The organism is Micromonospora sp. NPDC049102 (genome assembly GCF_043197485.1).
Classification (GTDB): domain Bacteria; phylum Actinomycetota; class Actinomycetes; order Mycobacteriales; family Micromonosporaceae; genus Micromonospora.
Window position 1 is genome coordinate 71,422 of record NZ_JBICTE010000001.1, and the last position, 18,652, is coordinate 90,073.

General features: G+C 70.9%; 13 protein-coding genes and 3 pseudogenes. 7 read left to right on the forward strand and 9 right to left on the reverse strand.

All coding sequences use genetic code 11. From position 1 onward, the window contains the following. The 5 genes and pseudogenes from ACGFH9_RS00325 to ACGFH9_RS00345 form a co-directional block, all read right to left on the reverse strand. Positions 1-190 (reverse strand): annotated as a pseudogene (locus ACGFH9_RS00325) (hypothetical protein); the annotation flags it as partial. 173 nt (positions 191-363) lie between these two features. After that, positions 364-2,745 (reverse strand): ATP-binding cassette domain-containing protein, encoded by a 2,382-nt coding sequence (locus tag ACGFH9_RS00330; protein WP_393213127.1) that lies wholly within the window; start codon positions 2,743-2,745, stop codon positions 364-366. A gap of 34 nt (positions 2,746-2,779) precedes the next feature. Further along, on the reverse strand, positions 2,780-3,229 hold the full coding sequence (locus ACGFH9_RS00335; protein WP_393213130.1) for a helix-turn-helix transcriptional regulator: 450 nt from the start codon (positions 3,227-3,229) through the stop codon (positions 2,780-2,782). Between the two features lie 103 nt (positions 3,230-3,332). Then, positions 3,333-4,017 (reverse strand): annotated as a pseudogene (locus ACGFH9_RS00340) (ATP-dependent DNA ligase); the annotation flags it as partial. Between the two features lie 171 nt (positions 4,018-4,188). Beyond that, a pseudogene (locus ACGFH9_RS00345) lies at positions 4,189-4,974 on the reverse strand (MFS transporter); the annotation flags it as partial. A gap of 26 nt (positions 4,975-5,000) precedes the next feature. On the opposite strand from ACGFH9_RS00345, the gene ACGFH9_RS00350 reads away from it, so the two are divergent. The 3 genes from ACGFH9_RS00350 (at position 5,001) to ACGFH9_RS00360 (ending at position 8,336) form a co-directional block, all read left to right on the forward strand. After that, a complete protein-coding gene (locus ACGFH9_RS00350; protein WP_393213133.1) occupies positions 5,001-5,432 on the forward strand; it encodes a winged helix-turn-helix transcriptional regulator in 432 nt (143 codons plus the stop codon). A gap of 100 nt (positions 5,433-5,532) precedes the next feature. Further along, entirely contained in the window at positions 5,533-6,120 is a 588-nt protein-coding gene (locus tag ACGFH9_RS00355; protein ID WP_393213136.1) for a TetR/AcrR family transcriptional regulator, read from the forward strand. Continuing rightward, on the forward strand, positions 6,120-8,336 hold the full coding sequence (locus ACGFH9_RS00360) for an MMPL family transporter (protein WP_393213139.1): 2,217 nt from the start codon (positions 6,120-6,122) through the stop codon (positions 8,334-8,336). Before ACGFH9_RS00355 ends, ACGFH9_RS00360 begins: the two co-directional genes overlap by 1 nt. Before the next feature lie 60 nt (positions 8,337-8,396). Here ACGFH9_RS00360 and ACGFH9_RS00365 read toward each other — a convergent pair whose 3' ends face one another. Then, positions 8,397-9,653 (reverse strand): erythromycin esterase family protein, encoded by a 1,257-nt coding sequence (locus ACGFH9_RS00365; RefSeq protein WP_355237647.1) that lies wholly within the window; start codon positions 9,651-9,653, stop codon positions 8,397-8,399. 100 nt (positions 9,654-9,753) lie between these two features. Between ACGFH9_RS00365 and ACGFH9_RS00370 the strand changes: the two genes are divergently transcribed. Beyond that, entirely contained in the window at positions 9,754-9,945 is a 192-nt protein-coding gene (locus ACGFH9_RS00370; RefSeq protein ID WP_355237418.1) for a DUF2795 domain-containing protein, read from the forward strand. Between the two features lie 31 nt (positions 9,946-9,976). On the opposite strand, the gene ACGFH9_RS00375 is transcribed toward ACGFH9_RS00370, so the two are convergent. Next, positions 9,977-10,879 carry a Gfo/Idh/MocA family protein gene (locus ACGFH9_RS00375; protein ID WP_393213143.1) on the reverse strand — a complete coding sequence of 301 codons (903 nt, stop codon included), beginning with the start codon at positions 10,877-10,879 and terminating at the stop codon, positions 9,977-9,979. Positions 10,880-11,370: 491 nt separating this feature from the next. Between ACGFH9_RS00375 and ACGFH9_RS00380 the strand changes: the two genes are divergently transcribed. After that, the gene (locus ACGFH9_RS00380; RefSeq protein ID WP_393213146.1) at positions 11,371-11,763 is read left to right on the forward strand and encodes a hypothetical protein; all 393 of its coding nucleotides are present in this window, start codon (positions 11,371-11,373) and stop codon (positions 11,761-11,763) included. Further along, the gene (locus ACGFH9_RS00385; RefSeq protein WP_355237412.1) at positions 11,756-12,172 is read left to right on the forward strand and encodes a hypothetical protein; all 417 of its coding nucleotides are present in this window, start codon (positions 11,756-11,758) and stop codon (positions 12,170-12,172) included. The genes ACGFH9_RS00380 and ACGFH9_RS00385 overlap by 8 nt, the downstream gene beginning before the upstream one ends. Before the next feature lie 61 nt (positions 12,173-12,233). On the opposite strand, the gene fabG is transcribed toward ACGFH9_RS00385, so the two are convergent. Continuing rightward, the gene (gene fabG / locus ACGFH9_RS00390; protein ID WP_393213150.1) at positions 12,234-12,992 is read right to left on the reverse strand and encodes a 3-oxoacyl-ACP reductase FabG; all 759 of its coding nucleotides are present in this window, start codon (positions 12,990-12,992) and stop codon (positions 12,234-12,236) included. A gap of 171 nt (positions 12,993-13,163) precedes the next feature. On the opposite strand from fabG, the gene ACGFH9_RS00395 reads away from it, so the two are divergent. Then, positions 13,164-16,874 carry a S8 family serine peptidase gene (locus tag ACGFH9_RS00395; protein ID WP_393213153.1) on the forward strand — a complete coding sequence of 1,237 codons (3,711 nt, stop codon included), beginning with the start codon at positions 13,164-13,166 and terminating at the stop codon, positions 16,872-16,874. Between the two features lie 60 nt (positions 16,875-16,934). On the opposite strand, the gene ACGFH9_RS00400 is transcribed toward ACGFH9_RS00395, so the two are convergent. Beyond that, a complete protein-coding gene (locus ACGFH9_RS00400) occupies positions 16,935-18,587 on the reverse strand; it encodes an alpha-amylase family protein (RefSeq protein ID WP_393213156.1) in 1,653 nt (550 codons plus the stop codon). Positions 18,588-18,652: the final 65 nt, after the last annotated feature.

Consider the following 18,652-nt stretch of genomic DNA (forward strand, 5'->3'; position numbering starts at 1 on the left):
CCTGCCCCACCGCCTGCCCCGAACCACGCCGGGTGGCCTGCCCCACCGCCTGCCCCGAACCACGCCGGGTGGCCTGCCCCACCGCCTGCCCCGAACCACGCCGGGTGGCCTGCCCCACCGCCTGCCCCGAACCGCGCCGGGTGGCCTGCCCCACCGCCTGCCCCGAACCACGCCGGGTGGCCTGCCCCACCGCCTGCCCCGAACCGCGCCGGCCAGCGCCCGTCGATCTTGCAGTTTCTGTTGTCGTTGTGGGGTGAATGCGCCATATGTCGCCACCGAAAGTGCAAGATCGCGGAGCGGCACCCGGCCCGCCTGCATCACGGAGCGCGACCTGGCCGGCTGCATCGTGGGCGGGGTGGGGGGTCAGGCGTTGACGTACTTCGCCAGGTGTTCTCCGGTGAGGGTGCTGCGGGCGGCCACCAGGTCGGCGGGGGTGCCTTCGAAGACGATCTGACCGCCGTCGTGGCCGGCGCCGGGGCCGAGGTCGATGATCCAGTCGGCGTGCGCCATGACCGCCTGGTGGTGCTCGACGACGATCACCGAGGTGCCGGAGTCGACGAGCCGGTCCAGCAGGCCGAGCAGTTGCTCGACGTCGGCGAGGTGCAGGCCGGTGGTGGGCTCGTCGAGGACGTAGATGCCGCCCTTGTCGGCCATGCGGGTGGCCAGCTTGAGTCGCTGCCGCTCGCCGCCGGACAGGGTGGTCAGCGGCTGGCCGAGGCTGAGGTAGCCGAGCCCGACGTCGACGAGCCGGTCGAGGATGGCGTGCGCGGCCGGGGTACGGGCGTCGCCCGTGCCGAAGAACGCCTCCGCCTCGGTCACCGACATCGCGAGCACCTCGCTGATGTCCCGGCCGCCGAACCGGTATTCCAGCACGGACGCCTGGAACCGCCGCCCCTCGCACTCCTCGCAGGTGGCGGCGACACCGGCCATCATCCCCAGGTCGGTGTAGACGACGCCGGCGCCGTTGCAGCCGGGGCAGGCACCCTCGGAGTTGGCGCTGAACAGCGCGGGCTTCACCCCGTTGGCCTTCGCGAACGCCTTGCGGATCGGTTCGAGCAGACCCGTGTACGTCGCCGGGTTGCTCCGCCGCGAGCCGCGGATCGCGCTCTGGTCGACCGACACCACCCCGTCGGTGCTGGAGACCGAGCCGTGGATGAGTGAGCTCTTGCCCGAGCCGGCCACGCCGGTCACCACCACGAGCACACCGAGCGGGATGTCGACGTCGACGTCGCGCAGGTTGTGGGTGTTCGCGCCCCGCACGGCCAGCGTGCCGGACGGCGTCCGGACCGAGGTCTTCAGCGAGGCCCGGTCGTCCAGGTGCCGCCCGGTCAGCGTGTCGCTGGCGCGCAGCCCGTCGACGGTGCCCTCGAACACCACCTCGCCCCCGCCGGTTCCAGCGCCCGGGCCGAGGTCGACGACGTGGTCGGCGATGGCGATGGCCTCCGGCTTGTGCTCCACGACCAGGACGGTGTTGCCCTTGTCGCGCAGGCGCAGAAGCAGACCGTTCATCCGGGCGATGTCGTGCGGGTGCAGCCCGATCGTCGGTTCGTCGAAGACGTACGTCACGTCGGTGAGCGACGACCCGAGATGGCGGATCATCTTGGTGCGCTGCGCCTCGCCACCGGAGAGCGTCCCCGACGGCCGGTCGAGCGACAGGTAGCCCAGCCCGATCTCCTCGAAGGAGTCGAGGAGGTGTTGCAACCCGCTGAGCAGCGGCGCGACGGACGGCTCCTCGACACCCCGGACCCAGGCCGCCAGGTCGCTGATCTGCATGGCGCAGACGTCGGCGATGTTCTTGCCGGCGATCTTCGACGACCGGGCCTCGGCGCTGAGCCGGGTGCCGTCGCAGTCGGGGCAGGTGGTGAACGTGACCGCCCGGTCCACGAAGGCGCGGATGTGCGGTTGCAGCGTGTCGATGTCCTTGGAGAGGAACGACTTCTGGATCTGCGGGATCAGGCCCGAGTACGTCAGGTTGATGCCGTCGACCTTGATCTTGGTCGGTTCCCGGTGGAGCAGGTCCTGCAACTCCTTCTTCGTGTACTTGCTGATCGGCTTGTCCGGGTCGAAGTAGCCGCAGCCACGGAAGATCCGGCCGTACCAGCCCTCCATGCTGTAGCCGGGGATCGTGATCGCGCCCTCGTTGAGGGACTTGCTGTCGTCGTAGAGCGCGGACAGGTCGAAGTCGGTGACCGCGCCCATGCCCTCGCAGCGCGGACACATGCCGCCCAGGCGGTTGAAGATCGCCTTCTCGGTCCTGGTCTTGCCCGCGCCGCGCTCCACGGTGATCGCGCCGCTCGCCCGGACCGACGGGACGTTGAACGAGAACGCGTTCGGCGGACCGATGTGCGGCTGCCCGAGCCGGCTGAACAGGATGCGCAGCATCGCGTTGGCGTCGGTGGCGGTGCCGACGGTGGAGCGGGCGTTGGCCCCCATCCGCTCCTGGTCGACGATGATCGCGGTGGTCAGCCCGGCCAGCACGTCGACCTCGGGCCGGGTCAGCGTCGGCATGAAGCCCTGGAGGAAGGCGCTGTAGGTCTCGTTGATCATCCGCTGCGACTCGGCGGCGATGGTGCCGAACACCAGCGAGCTCTTGCCCGAGCCGGAGACTCCGGTGAAGACTGTCAGACGACGCTTCGGAAGCTCGACCGTGACGTCCTTGAGGTTGTTGACGCGAGCACCCTGCACCCGGATCAGGTCGTGGCGGTCGGCGACGTGTGCCGCGGGCGAGTCCGTGGCCTTGCTCATCGTCTCTCCATCTGCTCGGGGGTGCGGGGTCCGGTCACGTTACAGGTGGCCGCGTGACCTGCGCTTCTCGATTCCTGATGGGTCTGGTGACCTGCTTCGCGGTGCAGGACGGCAGCCCGGCCGTCGCGAGCGCCGCCTCCCGCCGGTAGGTGCTCGGTGGCATGCCGACCAGCTCGGTGAAGCGGGTGCTGAAGGTGCCGAGCGACGAGCAGCCGACCGCGAAACATACCTCGGTGACGCTCAGGTCGCCACGACGCAGCAGGGCCATCGCGCGCTCGACGCGGCGCGTCATGAGATAGCTGTACGGCGATTCGCCGTAGGCGAGCCGGAACTCCCGGCTGAGGTGCCCGGCCGACATGTGGACGCCCCGAGCCAGCGCCTCCACGTCCAGCGGCTGTGCGTACTCCCGGTCGATGCGGTCACGGACGCGACGCAGTCGTGCGAGATCACTCAGGCGCTGACTCTCGGTCGATCGGCTGGTCACCCGGCAAATCGTGCCACAGACCACCGACAAGCCAGGACCGCCGAACAGCCGAGCCGGACCTGAGCCGCGCGGCGGCGGGCGGGATTGCCGTCGGTGCGTACCCTCAGGTGGCCTCGCGCCGGGCGCGGGCCCGGCGCTTGCCCTCGTGCATGGCCTGCACGCGGGCCACCGGGATCGTGCGGCCCTCCGCGACCAGGTCGGCGGGGATCTGCTGGGGTTCCGGCAGCACCGCGAGCCACGGATCGGTCCCGGCGAGCAGCGACGGCGCCGTCCGGATGGTGAAGTCCGCCGGGGTCACCTCGGTCAGGTCGGCCCAGTCGACCGGGAAGGACACCGGCATCCCGGGCCGCAGTCGCGGGCTGTACGCGGCCACGACCGTCGCGCCGCCGGAGCGGGTGGCGTCCACGAAGACCTTCCAGGCCGGCGTCGGCGAGCGCCTGGCGGACCAGCAGGGCCGCGTCGACCGCCGCCCCGAACCGGTCGCCCTCGGGCGGGTCCAGGTCGAGCACCAGGTGGGTCGGTCGGTGCGGGTCGGCCGCCGTGGCCAGGGTCGGGTGGTACTCGACGGCCCGCTGGTTGGCGAACCAGAGCAGGGTGCGCCGGTCGTCGCAGAGGCCGTACGAGATCTCCCGGTGCGACGCCTCGGCCCAGACCGACGTGCGGCGTACCCAGTCCGGGGTGTAGCGGGGCAGGTTCTTCTGCATGAACGGCGGCTGACCCGGGCGGACCCTGATCACCGACAGCGGCCGGTCGCGCAGCTGCCCGAGGATCGGCTCCCGGACCGCGTCACGCCGCCAGGGTCGCCAGCGCCGCCAGGCCGACCGCCCCGCCGACCTGCTGGGTGGTGTTGGCCAGACCGGAGGCGACATGAGGAACTGCACGGTGTTCGCCGCGAGCAGCCCCGGGACGCGCAGTAGTCGGGGAGGCAGCAGCGGGGTGGACGCCACGCCCTGGCGCACCGCGAAGCCGCCGAGCAGCAGCGCGGCGAGTGCCGCCGCGCCGAGGGTTCGCGGACTGGTCCAGCCGTGCTCGCCCGTCTCCACGATGCCCAGCACGGCCGCCATCAGGCCGGCGGTGGCGAGCAGTGCGCCCGGCACGTCGAGGCCGGCCCGCACGCCGATGCCCCGTTCGGCGGGGAGTCGGCGGACTGCGGCGAGCAGGATCGCCGCCCCGATCGGGAGGTTCACCAGGAAGATCGAACGCCAGCCGGCCAGCTCGGTCAGCACTCCCCCGGCCACCGTACCGATCGACGCGCCGGCCGCCCCGGTGAAGCTGTAGACGGCTATCGCGCGGGCCCGCTCGGCCGGCTCGGGACAGAGCCGGACGATCATGCCGAGGCTGACCGCCATGGCCAGCGCGCCACCGACGCCCTGAGCGAACCGCGCGCCGACGAGCAGGGCCGGCCCGTTGGCGAGCGCGCAGGCCGCCGAGGCCACGGTGAACAGCACGACGCCGGCCAGGAAGACCCGGCGTCGACCGAGCAGGTCACCGAGGCGGCCGGCGAGCAGCAGCAGGCCGCCGAACGCCACCAGGTAGGCGTTGACCACCCAGGCCAGCCCTGCGGCGGTGAACCCCAGGTCGCGTTGGACGGCGGGCAGGGCCACCGACACGACACTGCCATCGAGAATGATCATGAGGCTGCCGGCGGAGAGCACCAGCAGTGCCGGCCAGCGGGACGGGGTGACTCGGTCCGTGTGACCCTCCTTGGTGCACGCTTTGTTACCGACGCCATCGTCTGTGACCATGAGCGGGAGCGGAAGGAGGCACTGTCGTGTCCCAGAGGAACAGCGATGTGTCCGCGCTGGTGGAGGCCGAGCTGACCTGCTCGGCGGAGAACGTGCCCTTCGCCCCCGGGCAGGCCCGGGCGTGCACCGTCCGCGAGGTGCTCGACCGGGTCGGCGGCAAGTGGAGCATCGGCATCCTGGTGGCGGCCTCGCACGGCCCGGTGCGCTTCACCGAGCTGGAGCGGCACATCGAGGGCATCAGCCGTCGGATGCTCACGCTGACCCTGCGCAACCTGGAACGCGACAGCCTGCTGCACCGCACCGTCTACCCGACCGTGCCACCGAAGGTCGAGTACGTGGCCACCCCGATGGCGCTGGAGCTGTACGAGTCGCTGGTGGCACTCACGAGCTGGGCCGAACGGCACCGCCGGGCCATCGCCGAGGCGCGGACCAGGTACGACGCCGAGCGCGCCGACTAAACGGGCAACGGGTGTGGGGAACGCCACGCCGTTCGTCTGACCGATCGGTCAGGGTCTGACCGATCGGTCAGGCATGCTGGTTCACGGAGGTGGACCGGTGATGGCCAGAGCGGTGTCCGAGACGCACGGTGAGATCCTCGCCGCGGCGGCGCGACGATTCGCGGTGACCGGATACCGGGGCACCTCGTTGCAGGACATCGCCCGCGAGGTCGGCTGCTCCAAGGCCACCGTGCTCTACCACTTCGCCAACAAGGAAGCCCTGCTCGCCGAGCTGATGGCACCGGCCATCACGGTGCTGACCGACCTCGACGACCAGCTCAGCGGGTTGACCGGCACCGCTGCCCAGGAGGCCGCCGCGGTCGGCTTCGTCGATCTCGCGGTCCGGTTCCGGCGGGAGATCGCCGTACTGCGCGGCGAGTTCCCGGAGCTGCTGTGCCAGCCGGCCTTCGCCCACATCCAGCAGATCTCCGAACGGCTGCGCGACGCGCTGGCCGGTCACTCCGACCGTCCGGGCGCGCGGATCGCCGCGCTGGTACTGCTCGCCGGCATCTCCGAGGCGTGCGCCGAGTTCGTCGACGTCCCCGAGGACGAACTACGGCCCGCCCTGCTCACCCTCGTCCGACGGGCCGTCGAACCCGTCGGGACACCCCTGCCCCAACCACCCACGACCGAGGACAAGGACTCCTGATGGCCACCCTGCTCTACCGGCTCGGCCGGGGCGCGCTGCGCCGGCGACGGCTCGTCGTCGCGCTCTGGCTCGTCGTACTCGTCGGCGCCGGCCTCGCCGCGGCGACCCTGCGCGGCCCGACGGCGAGCAACTTCACCATGCCCGGCACCGAGAGCCAGCGAGCACTCGACCTGCTCGCCGAGCAGTTCCCCGCGGCCAGCGGAGCGACCGGCACAATCACGATCAAGGCGCCCGCGGACGGTCAACTGGCCACCCCGCAGGGCCAGGCCGTGGTGCAGGAACTGGTCCAGCAGGCCGGGACGCTGCCCGGCGTCGTCGGCGCGGTCAACCCGCTCCAGGTCGGGGCCGTCTCGCCCAACGGTCGGTACGCGCTGGTCCAGGTCCAGTTCGCCACCGGCGCGGACGAGGTGACCGACGAGCAGAAGACCGCGTACGAGGAGGTCGGCGCGGCGGCCAAGGCGCAGGGCTGGCAGGTCGCCCCGGGCGGTGAGGTGCTGGGCGGGGAACCCGAGATCGGCTCGACCGAGGTGCTCGGCGTCCTGGTCGCCGCGATCGTCCTGATCATCACCTTCGGCTCGCTCGTGGCCGCCGGGATGACCATGCTCAACGCGCTGATCGGCGTGGGCGTCGGCATGGCCGGCCTCTTCGCGTTGAGTGGCGTCATCGAGCTGACCAGTACGGCGCCCATCCTCGCGCTGATGCTCGGCCTCGCCGTGGGCATCGACTACTCGCTGTTCATCACCTCCCGGCACCGGCAGAACCTGCTCGACGGCCTGCCGCCGGACGAGGCCGTTGGCCGGGCCGTGGGCACCGCCGGCTCCGCCGTCGTCTTCGCGGGCGCGACAGTCGTCATCGCGCTGGCCGGGCTGGCCGTGGTGGACATCCCGTTCCTCACCGTGATGGGCCTCGCCGCCGCCGGCACGGTAACCGTGGCCGTCCTCGTGGCCATCACCCTCCAGCCGGCACTGCTCGGCTTCGCCGGCCGACGGGTGCTCCCCCGCCGGCTGCGGGGCGTCTCCGCCGACACCACGCCGGCCACCGACACCCCCGCATCGGCCCCGGACGCCCACCCGGTCACGGCCGAGGACCGCACCCGGTTCGGCTTCCGCTGGGCGCGCTTCGTCACCCGGTTCCGCGTACCGGTGATCCTGGTCGGGCTGCTCGGCCTGGGACTGCTCGCGCTGCCCACGCCGGACATGCGGCTGGCCCTGCCGGGCGCGGCGACGGCTGCCGTCGGCTCCCCCGCCCGGGTCGCCAACGACCTGACCGTCGAGGGCTTCGGCCCGGGCTTCACCGGTCGCCTCGCGGTGGTGGTCGCCGGTGACTCGCCGCAGGCCACCTCGGCCGCCGTACCGCAGGTCACCGCACTGCTGCAACGCACCGAGAACGTCCTCGCGGTGGCCCCACCCCAGCTCAGCCCGGACGGCCGGACGGCGCTGCTCGGCGTGGTGCCGAAGACCGGCCCGACCGACGAGGCCACCGAGACGCTGGTGCACGACATCCGCGGCTCGGTGAGCGGTATCCGCGACGCGGACGTGCTGCTCACCGGCGTCACCGCGATCGGCATCGACGTCTCCGAGAAGCTCTCCGACGCGCTGCCGATCTACCTGCTGCTGGTGGTCGGGCTGTCGGTCCTGCTGCTGATGCTCGTGTTCCGCTCGCTGCTGGTGCCGGTCAAGGCCGCGCTGGGCTTCCTGCTCACTGTCGCCGCCACGTTCGGCATCACGGTGGCGGTGTTCCAGCAGGGGCACCTCGCCAGCCTGGTCGGCCTGGACACTCCCGGTCCGTTGATCAGCTTCCTGCCGATCCTGCTCATCGGCATCCTGTTCGGGCTCGCCATGGACTACGAGGTGTTCCTGGTGTCCCGCATGCGGGAGGACTTCGTGCACGGCGAGACCGCCCGGGAGGCGACGATCAGCGGCATGGGACACGGGGCCCGGGTGGTCACCGCCGCCGCGCTGATCATGATGTCGGTGTTCGGGGGCTTCGTCTTCCTCGACGACCCGGTGATCAAGTCGATGGGCTTCGCGCTCGCCATCGGCGTGGCCATCGACGCCTTCGTGGTCCGCATGACCATCGTTCCGGCCGTGATGTCCCTGCTCGGCGACCGCGCCTGGTGGCTGCCCCGCTGGCTCTCCCGCGCCCTGCCGAACGTCGACATCGAGGGCGAGGGCCTGCGCGACCACCTGACGGCCCAGACCCCCACCCGGGTCTGACCGTCCCGACCACCTGAAGGTGCGGTGCCCGTTGCGGGCACCGCACCTTCGTCGTACCGGTCACACGCCGGCCGGGTACGTCTCCATCTCGCCGGGGACGGCCGGAACGGCCAGCGGGTGCAGGGCTGTCGTCTCGTCGCACCAGATGAGCGCGTCGTAACGCGCGCCCAGCCGGGTCGGCACGTAGTTGCCCCAGGACTCGAACGACGGGTCGTACACCACCCCGATCGCCCGGTGATCCGCCGGCTCGGTGACCCAGCCCGGCTGGTCGTCGCCGCCGAAGACGAGCACCGCCCGCTCGGGCATCAGCTCGTGCAACCGCCGTTCCACCGAGCCCTCCCGCGCCGGCGGCACCACCATCGCCTCGGACGGCGAGCCCCAGCGGGGGGCGGCGATCACCGTTCCCCGATAGGTGCCGAAACCGACCAGCGCCACCGCGTCGTCGCCGTACCGCTCGCGGGCCAACTGACCAATGTTGACCATCCCGTCCGCTGCCATGTCGGTGGCCCGCGCGTCCCCCACGTGCGTGTTGTGCGCCCAGACGATCCCTCGGGCGTCCGGGCCGTAGCGGTGTAGCAGCCGGTCCAGGGTGTCCTGCATGTGGGTGTCACGGATGTTCCACGAGTCCGGGCCGCCGGCCACCATCGCCCGGTAGTAGCGCTCCGCGCCGGCCACCACCTCGGCGTTCTGCCAGGCCGAGAAGCGGTCCGGGCCGTCCGACATGGCCTGTTCCCGGGTACGCGCCAACAGCCGGACCACCTCCTCCTCGCACCGGGCGGAGACGAACCGGCTGGCCGCGCCGTACTCCTCGACCCGCTTGCCGTACGGTTCGAAGCACCGGTACGCGTCCTGCGCCGCCTCCAGCGAGGTGGGGTCCTCCTCCCCCAGGTAGTCGAAGATCGCCTGCATCGACTCCCAGAGGCTGTAGACGTCGAGCCCGTGGAAGCCGGCCCGCTCACTGCCCGGTCGTTCCAGGTTCCACGCCCGCAGCCAGCGGCAGAAGCGCGCCACCTCCGCGTTGGCCCACATCCAGGTGGGCCAACGCTCGAAGCGTTCCAGCGCCGTCTGTGGATCGGCAGCCCCACCCGGCGCGTCGGTGACCGAACGGTGCACGCGGTCGCAGTCCGGCCAGTCGCCCTCCACGGCCACGAACGAGAAGCCGCACTCCGCGATCAGCCGACGGGTCAGCTGCTCACGCAGGCGGTAGTAGTCGTAACTGCCGTGCGTGGACTCACCGATCATCACCACCCGGGCGTCCCGAACGCGCTCCAGCAACGGGTCGAAGTCGCTCGGCGCGCCGAGCCGCTGAACCAGCATGGCAGCGGCTACCCGGCGGCCACGCCGACAAACCGTCGGCGCGTCGACCGCCGACACGCCGTGCGCGTGTACGGGTACGACGATCGGGTAGCCGACCGGTATGACCGTCACCGGCGTGCAGTTGCAGGAGTACCTGGCCGGGCTCGACTACCCGGTCTCCCGCGAGGACCTCATCCGCTGGGGGCAGGAGAACGGCGCCAGCACGGCGATGTTGCAGATGTTGCAGGCGTTGCCGGCCGAGCAGTTCGAGTCGCCGGCCGAGTTGAGCGAGGCGCTGACCACCCTCGCCTGACCGGCCGCGCACCCGCCGTGCGCAGAGGTGATTACCGGAGGGGGACGGTGCGGGATTCTTGGCGGGCGGTTTCGGCAGCGGCCAGGATCGTGACCACCTCACGGCCGAAGCGGACGTCGCAGCGGTGGTCGCGGGTGCCGGCCTGGACCTGCTCGACGAGCTGGTCGATCGCGACACCGAACGCCGTTGCAGCGTCGTACTCGCCGTGCGGCACGGTCTCGACGCCATTCTCGCCGTAGAACACGAACTCCCGGGCCATCGCCTCGGTCGGCGCGTCGAGGGAGAGCGAGGCGCTGCTGGTCGCACCGCCCTCGTGGGTGAGCAGCAGGTGCACCATCCCGCTCGGGCCGTCCACCGCCGTCACCTGGGTCACCCGGCCCAGCACCGGCAGGAGGATCGAGAGTGCGTGCGGGGCGATGTCCCAGAGGGCGCCGTGCTCGCGACGCCACAGGGAGCCGCCGTACGGGCTGCCATCCTGGAAGATCGACGCGAACGCCGTGGTGCGGCCGTGCTGCCAGCCACCGGCCGCGGCGGTCGCGGCGAGGAACGCGGTGACGTTCGGCTGGAACCGCTGGGTGAAGAACACCACGGAGGCGACTCCGGACGCCTCGGCGGCAGCGACGACCCGGTCGGCGTCGTCCACGGTGAGCGCCAACGGCTTGTCCAGCAGCAGGTGCCGGCCGGCGTTCGCGGCGCGGACCGCGATGTCGGCCTGGACGTCCGGCGGCAACGCGACGGCGATCGCCTCGCACTGCTCGATGAGGGCGTCGACGTCGGCGTAGGCGGGCACCCCGTACCGCTCGGCCAGTGCGGAGGCCCGCTCCGGGTTACGCCCCCACACTCCGACCAGTTCCGCGTCCGGGTGTGCGTGCAGCGCCTTCCCGTGCGTCTCGATCGCCCAGTGACCGGTGCCGAACAAGCCGAACCGCAGCACGTGTACCTCCGCTGTTTCGCCGCGCCGTGGCAACGCCACGGACCTGATCCACGCTAGTCGCCCCACTGGCCACACCGGTGGCGGGTCGCCAACCGAAGCGTCTGGTGCTCGCCAGCCGACGCCCGGTCTGCTCGTGCTGCCCCGCCGTGTCGGATGGTTTCCGGTGGTGTTCGGTGCGTCCCCGCGACTTCTGTGAGACGGGTGGCGAGGGCCGCCGGCACGGCCGACCTGCTCGCGGTGGGTAGGGGGTAGGGGGTAGGAGCGGTCATCCTTTGCTCTGCTTCAGCCCAGGCAACAGACGACGTCCGATAGTCGGACACCAGGTGTTTCCCTCGCTGAAGCAGAGCAAAGGACGTGAGGTGGGGGTGCACCTGCCCTCGCGGCGACACCCCGGTCGCACCCCCGGGGCACGCCGGGCAGGGAGCGTGAGCTGCTTACTACGACGGTTAGTAGGCTGTGCCGGTGACCGAGGCGACGACCGGGTGGGGCCGATGACCAGCGCGGCGGCCGGCTCCCCGGTGGACGGGCTCCTCGCGACGGCGTCGATCGTGCTGTCGCTGCTCGTCGCCGTGTGGGCGCTGATCGCGGCGGTACGCCACCGGCCTCCGGACCGGGTGCAGTTCGTCGGTCTGGCCGTACTGGAATTGGCGCTGCTCGCGTTGGGGGTGTCGGCTCTCGTGGCGGTCGGTGGCGGGGACCGGCCGGGCGAGCCCGGCGCGTTCTACGGCTACCTGGTCACGCTGGTCTGCCTGCCGCCGCTGGCCTGGGTGCTGGCCCGGATGGAACCGACCCGCTGGGGTTCGGCGATCATCTGCGCGGTCTGCCTGGTCGCACCGGTCGTGGTGGTCCGGTTGCAGCAGACCTGGGAGGTCCTCGGTGGTTGAGACACAGCCGGCACGACGCGCCACCAATGCCGGTCCGGGCCGACTGCTGATCGCGGTATACCTGCTCTTCGCCATCGCGGCGACCAGTCGGGCCGGCCTGCAGATCGCCACCAAGTTCGACGAGGCGCCGGTGGCGTACCTGCTCTCCGCCCTGGCCGCCCTCATCTACATCGTGGCCGCGGTGGGTCTGGCCCGTGCCGGGCACACCGGCCGGCGGGTGGCCCTGGCGTGCTGCTCGGTGGAGTTGGTCGGGGTCGTCGCCGTCGGCATCCTCAGCGTCGTCGACAAGGACCTTTTCCCCGACGAGACGGTGTGGTCGCAGTTCGGCAGCGGATACGGCTACATCCCGCTGGTGCTGCCGGTGTTGGGCCTGTTCTGGCTCTGGCGCACCCGCCGCGACGCGGCCTGACCGACAGCCGCGACCCGGCCTGACCGACCGGGCCGCGGGCCACCTGACGAGGGCGCGCGACTCAGGCCCGTGGGCCGCCGGCGACGTAGATGACCTGTCCGGAGACGAAGCCCGCCCCCTCACTGGTCAGGAACGAGATGGTGTGTGCGACGTCCTCCGGGCGTCCCGGACGACGTACCGGGATCTCAGCGGCCGCGTGCTTCTGGAAGTCCTCGAAGTCGACCTTCATGCGGGCGGCGGTGGCCGCGGTCATGTCGGTGACGATGAAGCCCGGCGCGACGGCGTTGACGGTCACCCCGAACGGCCCCAGCTCGATGGCGAGCGTCTTGGTGAAGCCCTGCAGACCCGCCTTCGCGGCGGCGTAGTTGGCCTGACCCCGGTTGCCCAACGCGGAGGTGCTGGACAGGTTCACGATCCGCCCCCACTTGCGGTCCACCATGTGCTTCTGGGCGGCCTGGCTGAACAGGAACGCCCCGCGCAGGTGCACGCCCATGACCGTGTCCCAGTCGGCGTTGGTCATCTTGAACAGCAGGTTGTCGCGGAGCACCCCGGCGTTGTTGACCAGCACGGTGGGCGCGCCCAGTTCGGTGGCAACCCGCTCGACGGCGGCCTCGACCTGGTCACGGTCGGACACGTCGGCGCCGACGCCGAGCGCACGGCCGCCCGCGCCGGAGATGGCGTCCACCGTCTCCTTGGTGGCGGCCTCGTCGATGTCGACCACTGCCACGGTCATCCCGTCCGCGGCCAGCCGCCGGGCGGTGGCCGCGCCGATGCCGCGTGCGGCTCCGGTGACGATGGCGACGCGGTGCTCCTCCGACATGATTACCTCCCGGTAACTTCGGTCCGATCGAATGGAGCCTAACTCACCGACGGTCAGCAACGATGACCGTCGCTTTACGCAAATGATCTTTCGGGAGAGTTCCTCCGCGCGTAGCGTCACGCCTGCTCACACCCGCCGACAGGCCAACGACCAGGCAAGGAACGACATCAGTTGAAGCTCTCTTGGACCAGTGGGGCCTGGCTGGCCGCCGTGGTCGCCGCTGCCCTCGCGGCGACCGGCGCACCCGCCTCCGCCGCCCCCGGCACATCGGCCGATCCCGGCTCGCCGGCCCCCACCGCCGACCTGCACACCCCACCCGGCACACATGCGGTCACTCTGATCACCGGTGACACCGTCACCACCCGCCGGGGTGCCAACGGCGGCACAGTTGACGTTCGAAGCCCGAGCGGTGGCTCCACACCGGTGCGGGTGGTGGAGGCCGGCGATGACCTCTACGTGTACCCGCAGTCCGTCCTGCCCTACGTGGCCGCGAAGACTCTGGACAAGCGGCTGTTCAACGTCACCCGGCTGATCGCCGACGGGTACGACGACGCGCAGGTGGACCACCTGCCGCTGATCGTGTCGTACACCGATGCGGCAGCCAGCCGGCGTGCCGACGCCACACCCGCCGGCGCGACCCGCATCCGTACCCTGAGCAGCATCTCGGGCGCCGCGGTCAGCGAGGACCGTGATCAGGCCGGCACGTTCTGGACCGCGCTCACCGGCACCGCCGCGAAGTCGGCCACCACCGACGCCGGACGCTTCGGCGCCGGGATCACCAAGATCTGGCTGGACGGCCGGGTACGCGCCGACCTGGCCGACACCACCGCGCAGATCGGCGCACCCGAGGTGTGGGCCGGCGGCGACACCGGCACGGGCGTGCGGGTGGCCGTGCTGGACACCGGGATCGACCCGACCCACCCGGACCTGGCCGACCGCATCGCCACGACGGCCGTGTTCGTGCCCGGTGAGCAGATCACCGACCGAGCCGGGCACGGCACTCACGTCGCCTCCACCGTCGCCGGCACCGGGGCCGCCTCCGGCGGGCGGGAGAAGGGTGTCGCTCCGACCGCCACGCTCGCCATCGGCAAGGTGCTGAGCGACACCGGGAACGGGCAGGACTCCTGGGTCATCGCTGGCATGGAATGGGCGGCCCGGGAGTCCGGCGCCCGCATCGTCAACCTCAGCCTGGGCGCGGGCCAGCCCAGCGACGGGGCCGACCCGATGAGCCAGGCGCTCAACACACTCAGCGCGGAGACCGGCACCCTGTTCGTCGTCGCCGCCGGCAACGACGGCCTCCAGAGCACCATCTCCGCTCCGGGTGCGGCCGACGCCGCGCTGACCGTCGGTGCGGTCGACAACAACGACGAGCTCGCCTCCTTCTCCAGCGAGGGCCCGCGGATCGGCGACGAGGCCATCAAGCCGGAGCTGACGGCGCCCGGCGTCGGAGTGCTCGCCGCCCGGTCGCAGTACGTCCCTGGCGAAGGCCTCTACCAGAGCATGGACGGCACCTCGATGGCGACGCCGCACGTCGCGGGCGCCGCCGCCCTACTCGCCGCGAGGCACCCGGACTGGACCGGCCAGCAGCTCAAGGATGCTCTGGTCAGCGTGACCAGGGCGACGCCGCAGTACGACCCGTACCAGGCCGGCACCGGACGTGTCGACGCCGCCGCAGCGGTCCGCGCTCCGGTAGTCGCCACCGGCGTCGTGTCCTTCAGCATGGGGCGGGACACCGCGAAGCCGACCCACCCGGTGACGTACACCAACACCACCGGCCAGCCGATCACACTGGGCTTGGTCGTGGACGCCGTGACCGCACCCAGCGGCCTGTTCACCCTGTCGGCGGAGCAGTTGACCGTGCCCGCACACGGTGTCGCCACGGTCACCCTGACCGTGGACACCACTCGGGCGGTCGCCGGCAACCGCTACACCGGTCAGGTGGTCGCCAACGGACCGGACCACGCCGTACTCACCCGCACCGCGGTCAGCCTCGGCAACTTCGTCCAGTACCACCACCTTCGGCTCGAACTCACCGACCGGGCCGGCCAACCGGCTCCCGGCCTGATCGAGCTGGGTCAAGCCGGCAGCTATGACCTGAGCTTCGTCAACACCGACGGGAACGGCATCGCTGACGTGCTCGTGCCCGAAGGCGTCTACTCGGCGATGGCTTTCCTCAACGTCACCGGCAGAGGCGGACCTCACTCGCTCGGCCTGGCGCTACTCGGGGATCCCGACATCGACTTGACCAAGGACACCACGGTCAGGCTGGCTGGCAAGGCGGCCCGCCAGATCGAGTCGCGGGTGCCGCAGCAGACGGCCAACACCTTCTCCCGGCTGGACTACTTCCGGTCGCAGGGCGAGGGCCGCTGGCGCTCTTTCCTGTACGGCGAGACGTACTACGACAGTTTCTGGGTTCAGCCGACCAACCACAACGTGAAGCACGGTGACTTCTACCTGAGTGCGCGGTGGCGTAAAGAACAGTCGGTGCTCAGCATCGGCACCAAGATGGCGAACTTCGACGACGTGGTCCGGCAGCAGGGCACCACCCAACTGCCGAAGGGCCGCTCGACGCTGCGGACGGTCTTCGCCGGCAAGGGCGCGGCGAGCGACTACGCGACGGTGAACGCCCGTGGCAAGGCCGTCGTGGTCCGGCGCAGCCTGGACGTCAACGATCGCGCCCAGGCCGCTGCCGCGGCCGCCGCCGGGGCGAAGCTGCTGCTGGTGGTCAGCGACACCCCGGGGCGCGAGGTGCGCAACTACTCGGTCGACTTATTCACGCCCACTCCGATCGAGGTGGCGCTGCTGAGCATCGATGAGGGCGAGGCGTTGATCCGCCAAACCCAGCAGGGCTCGACGAAGGTCGAGGTCGTCTCGCAGCCCGTCGCCGACTACACGTACGACCTGGTGCAGGCGTACCACAACCGGATTCCGCGCGAGCTGACCCGGACCGAGACGGCGAAGACGCTGGCCCGGGTGGACGTCGGCTTCAACGTCCCGACCTCGCAGACCCACGGCGGCGAGTTCCGCTACGACTGGCCGACGTACTCGAACTGGGGCATCGGAGTGACGAGTAACCGGCCGCTCGCCCCGGTCCGTACCGACTGGGTCTCCACCGGCGGCCTGTACGCCTGGGGTCAGGAGGCGTTCCTCGACTACCGGACGTACCAGATCGATGCCCGGACCAGTTACCGGGCCGGCAGTCACACGACGGAGCAGTTCTTCGAGCCGATCGAGCGGCCGCACCTGAACAACAACTTCAAACTGCCCGTCCGCTCGGGCGACCAGCTCAATCTGGACGTGCCCGGTTGGGGTGGGGACGACCACGTCGGTATGGCGACGAACTCCGCCACCCAGACGAACCAGCTCTACCAGGGCACCACCTTGCTGGGCCAGAGCAGCAGCACCTGGGTCAGCGGCACCGCGCCGGTCACGAAGGATCTGCCGTACCGACTGGTGGTGAAGACGACCCAGGACCCGACGGTGGGCCCCTACTCGACCAGCACCGAGACTCAGTGGACGTTCCGGTCGAAGGCACCCGCCGCCGGGGTGGAGTCGGCAGTGCTGCCACTGCTCCAGCTCGACTACGCGGTCGACACCGACGCGGCCGGCACGGCGAAGGGCCGGACCGACCTGAGGCTCTCCGCCGCCCACCTGCCCGGTGTCACCGGTTGCGGCAGCATCCGGCCGGTAAGCCTGGAGATCTCGTACGACGACGGCGCACACTGGCAGAAGCAGTCGCTGGGCCATCCGAAGGACGGTTCCTGGACGGCGAAGCTGCGGGCGCCGAAGGGCGCGAGTTACGTGTCGTTGCGGGCCGGCGCCACGGACAGCTCAGGCAACTCGGTCCGGCAGACCGTGCTGCGCGCCTTCGGGGTGCGGTGATAGACCCGCCGCGATGATCGCGACAGGGGACCGCGCCGCTCGGTGCGGTCCCCTGTTCCGTCAGTAGCCCCGCCCCCGGCAGAGGCGAATCCACCGGTACCCGTGCCCGGAGACCTTCACCGCGCCGAGTTTGCCCAACTCGCCGTAGCCACGGTCGGTGAGCACGTCGATCGGCAGGTCGGCCTCCGCTTCGAGGCTGCTCAGGTCCACCTCGACGTCGTCGGTGCCCAGGTTGTGCAGGAAGACCATCGTGCCGGTCGGCCCGTCCGCCCGGTGCGCCAGAACCCCCGGCGGCATCGCCACGTCGATGTGGGTGGTCGAGCCGGAGCCGATCTCCGGGGCCTCCCGCAGCGTACGGATCATGCGCTCGAACCAGGCGAGCAGCGACTTCGGGTCGCCACGCTGGGCGGTGACGTTGACGTTCTGGTAGCCGAAGTCACCCTTGTCGATCACCGGGCGGACCAGTTTCTCCGGGTCCGCCGTGGAGAAGCCGGCATTCGGCTTGTACGACCACTGCATCGGCGTACGGATCGCCTCCCGACCGGGCAGCGACAGGTCCTCGCCCATCCCGATCTCCTCGCCGTACCGCAGCACCGGAGTGCCGCGCAGGGAGAACTGCAACGCGTACGCCAGCTCGATGCGCCGCCGGTCGTTGCCGAGCATCGGGGCGAGCCGGCGGCGGATGCCCCGGTCGTAGATGCGCATGTTCTCGTCCGGGCCGAACTCCGCGTACACCTGGTTGCGCTGTTCGGTCGTCAACCGGGACAGGTCGATCTCGTCGTGGTTGCGCAGGAAGGTGGCCCACTGCCCGCCGACCGGGAGCTTCGGGGTGTCGCGCAGCGCCTCGATCAGCGACTCCGGGTCCTGCCGGGCGAGAGCGAGCATGAGCCGGCCGTTGAGCATGAAGTCGAAGAGCATGTGGATGCGGTTGCCGGAGCCGCTGGTATCGCCGAAGAACGTCGGGAGCTGGTCCGGTTCGACGTTCGCCTCGGCGAGCAGGACGGCGTCGCCGCGCCGCCACTGCACGTGCTGGCGCATCTCGGTGAGGAACTCGAAGTCCTTCGGGGAGTCCGGGTTACCCGGCTCGGTCAGCTCGATGATGAACGGCACCGCGTCCATCCGGAAGCCGGAGACCCCGAGCTGGAGCCAGAACGACATGATCTTCTTGACCTCGGCCCGGACCTCCGGGTTGGCGAAGTTCAGGTCCGGCTGGAACTTGTAGAACCGGTGGTAGAACCACGCCTTGGCGGTGCGGTCGTAGCTCCACGTCTCCTTCTGCTCACCGGGGAAGACCATGCCCTGGTGGCGGTCGTCCGGCTCGGTGTCGGTCCAGACGAACCAGTCGCGGTACGGCGAGTCGGGCGAGGAACGGGCCGACTGGAACCACGGGTGCTCGTCGGAGGTGTGGTTGACCACCAGGTCGATGATCACGCGGATGCCCCGGTTCTGCGCCTGGTGCAGCAGCTCGGCGAAGTCGCCGAGGGTGCCGAAGCGGGGGTCCACGTTGTAGAAGTCGGTGACGTCGTACCCGTCGTCGCGGTTGGGCGACGGGTGGATCGGGTGCAGCCACAGGCAGGTCACGCCCAGCCGGGCGAGGTAGTCCAGCCGGCCGAGCAGCCCACGGATGTCGCCGACCCCGTCGCCGTCGGAGTCGGCGTACGTGTCGATGTCGAGGCAGTAGACGACGGCTTCGGAATACCAACGGTCACCCATGCGGGAGGAACTTCTCCCGTTGATCACCACGGCAAACCCGATGGACCCGCCCGGTCGGTACCCTG

Excerpts from the sequence above, each read along its gene's own strand:
- ACGFH9_RS00330 (WP_393213127.1), bottom strand. The coding sequence starts at position 2,745 with ATGAGCAAGGCCACGGACTCGCCCGCGGCACACGTCGCCGACCGCCAC.
- ACGFH9_RS00355 (WP_393213136.1), top strand. The coding sequence starts at position 5,533 with ATGGCCAGAGCGGTGTCCGAGACGCACGGTGAGATCCTCGCCGCGGCG.
- ACGFH9_RS00360 (WP_393213139.1), top strand. The coding sequence starts at position 6,120 with ATGGCCACCCTGCTCTACCGGCTCGGCCGGGGCGCGCTGCGCCGGCGA.
- ACGFH9_RS00365 (WP_355237647.1), bottom strand. The coding sequence starts at position 9,653 with ATGCTGGTTCAGCGGCTCGGCGCGCCGAGCGACTTCGACCCGTTGCTG.
- ACGFH9_RS00370 (WP_355237418.1), top strand. The coding sequence starts at position 9,754 with ATGACCGTCACCGGCGTGCAGTTGCAGGAGTACCTGGCCGGGCTCGAC.
- ACGFH9_RS00380 (WP_393213146.1), top strand. The coding sequence starts at position 11,371 with ATGACCAGCGCGGCGGCCGGCTCCCCGGTGGACGGGCTCCTCGCGACG.
- fabG (WP_393213150.1), bottom strand. The coding sequence starts at position 12,992 with ATGTCGGAGGAGCACCGCGTCGCCATCGTCACCGGAGCCGCACGCGGC.
- ACGFH9_RS00400 (WP_393213156.1), bottom strand. The coding sequence starts at position 18,587 with ATGGGTGACCGTTGGTATTCCGAAGCCGTCGTCTACTGCCTCGACATC.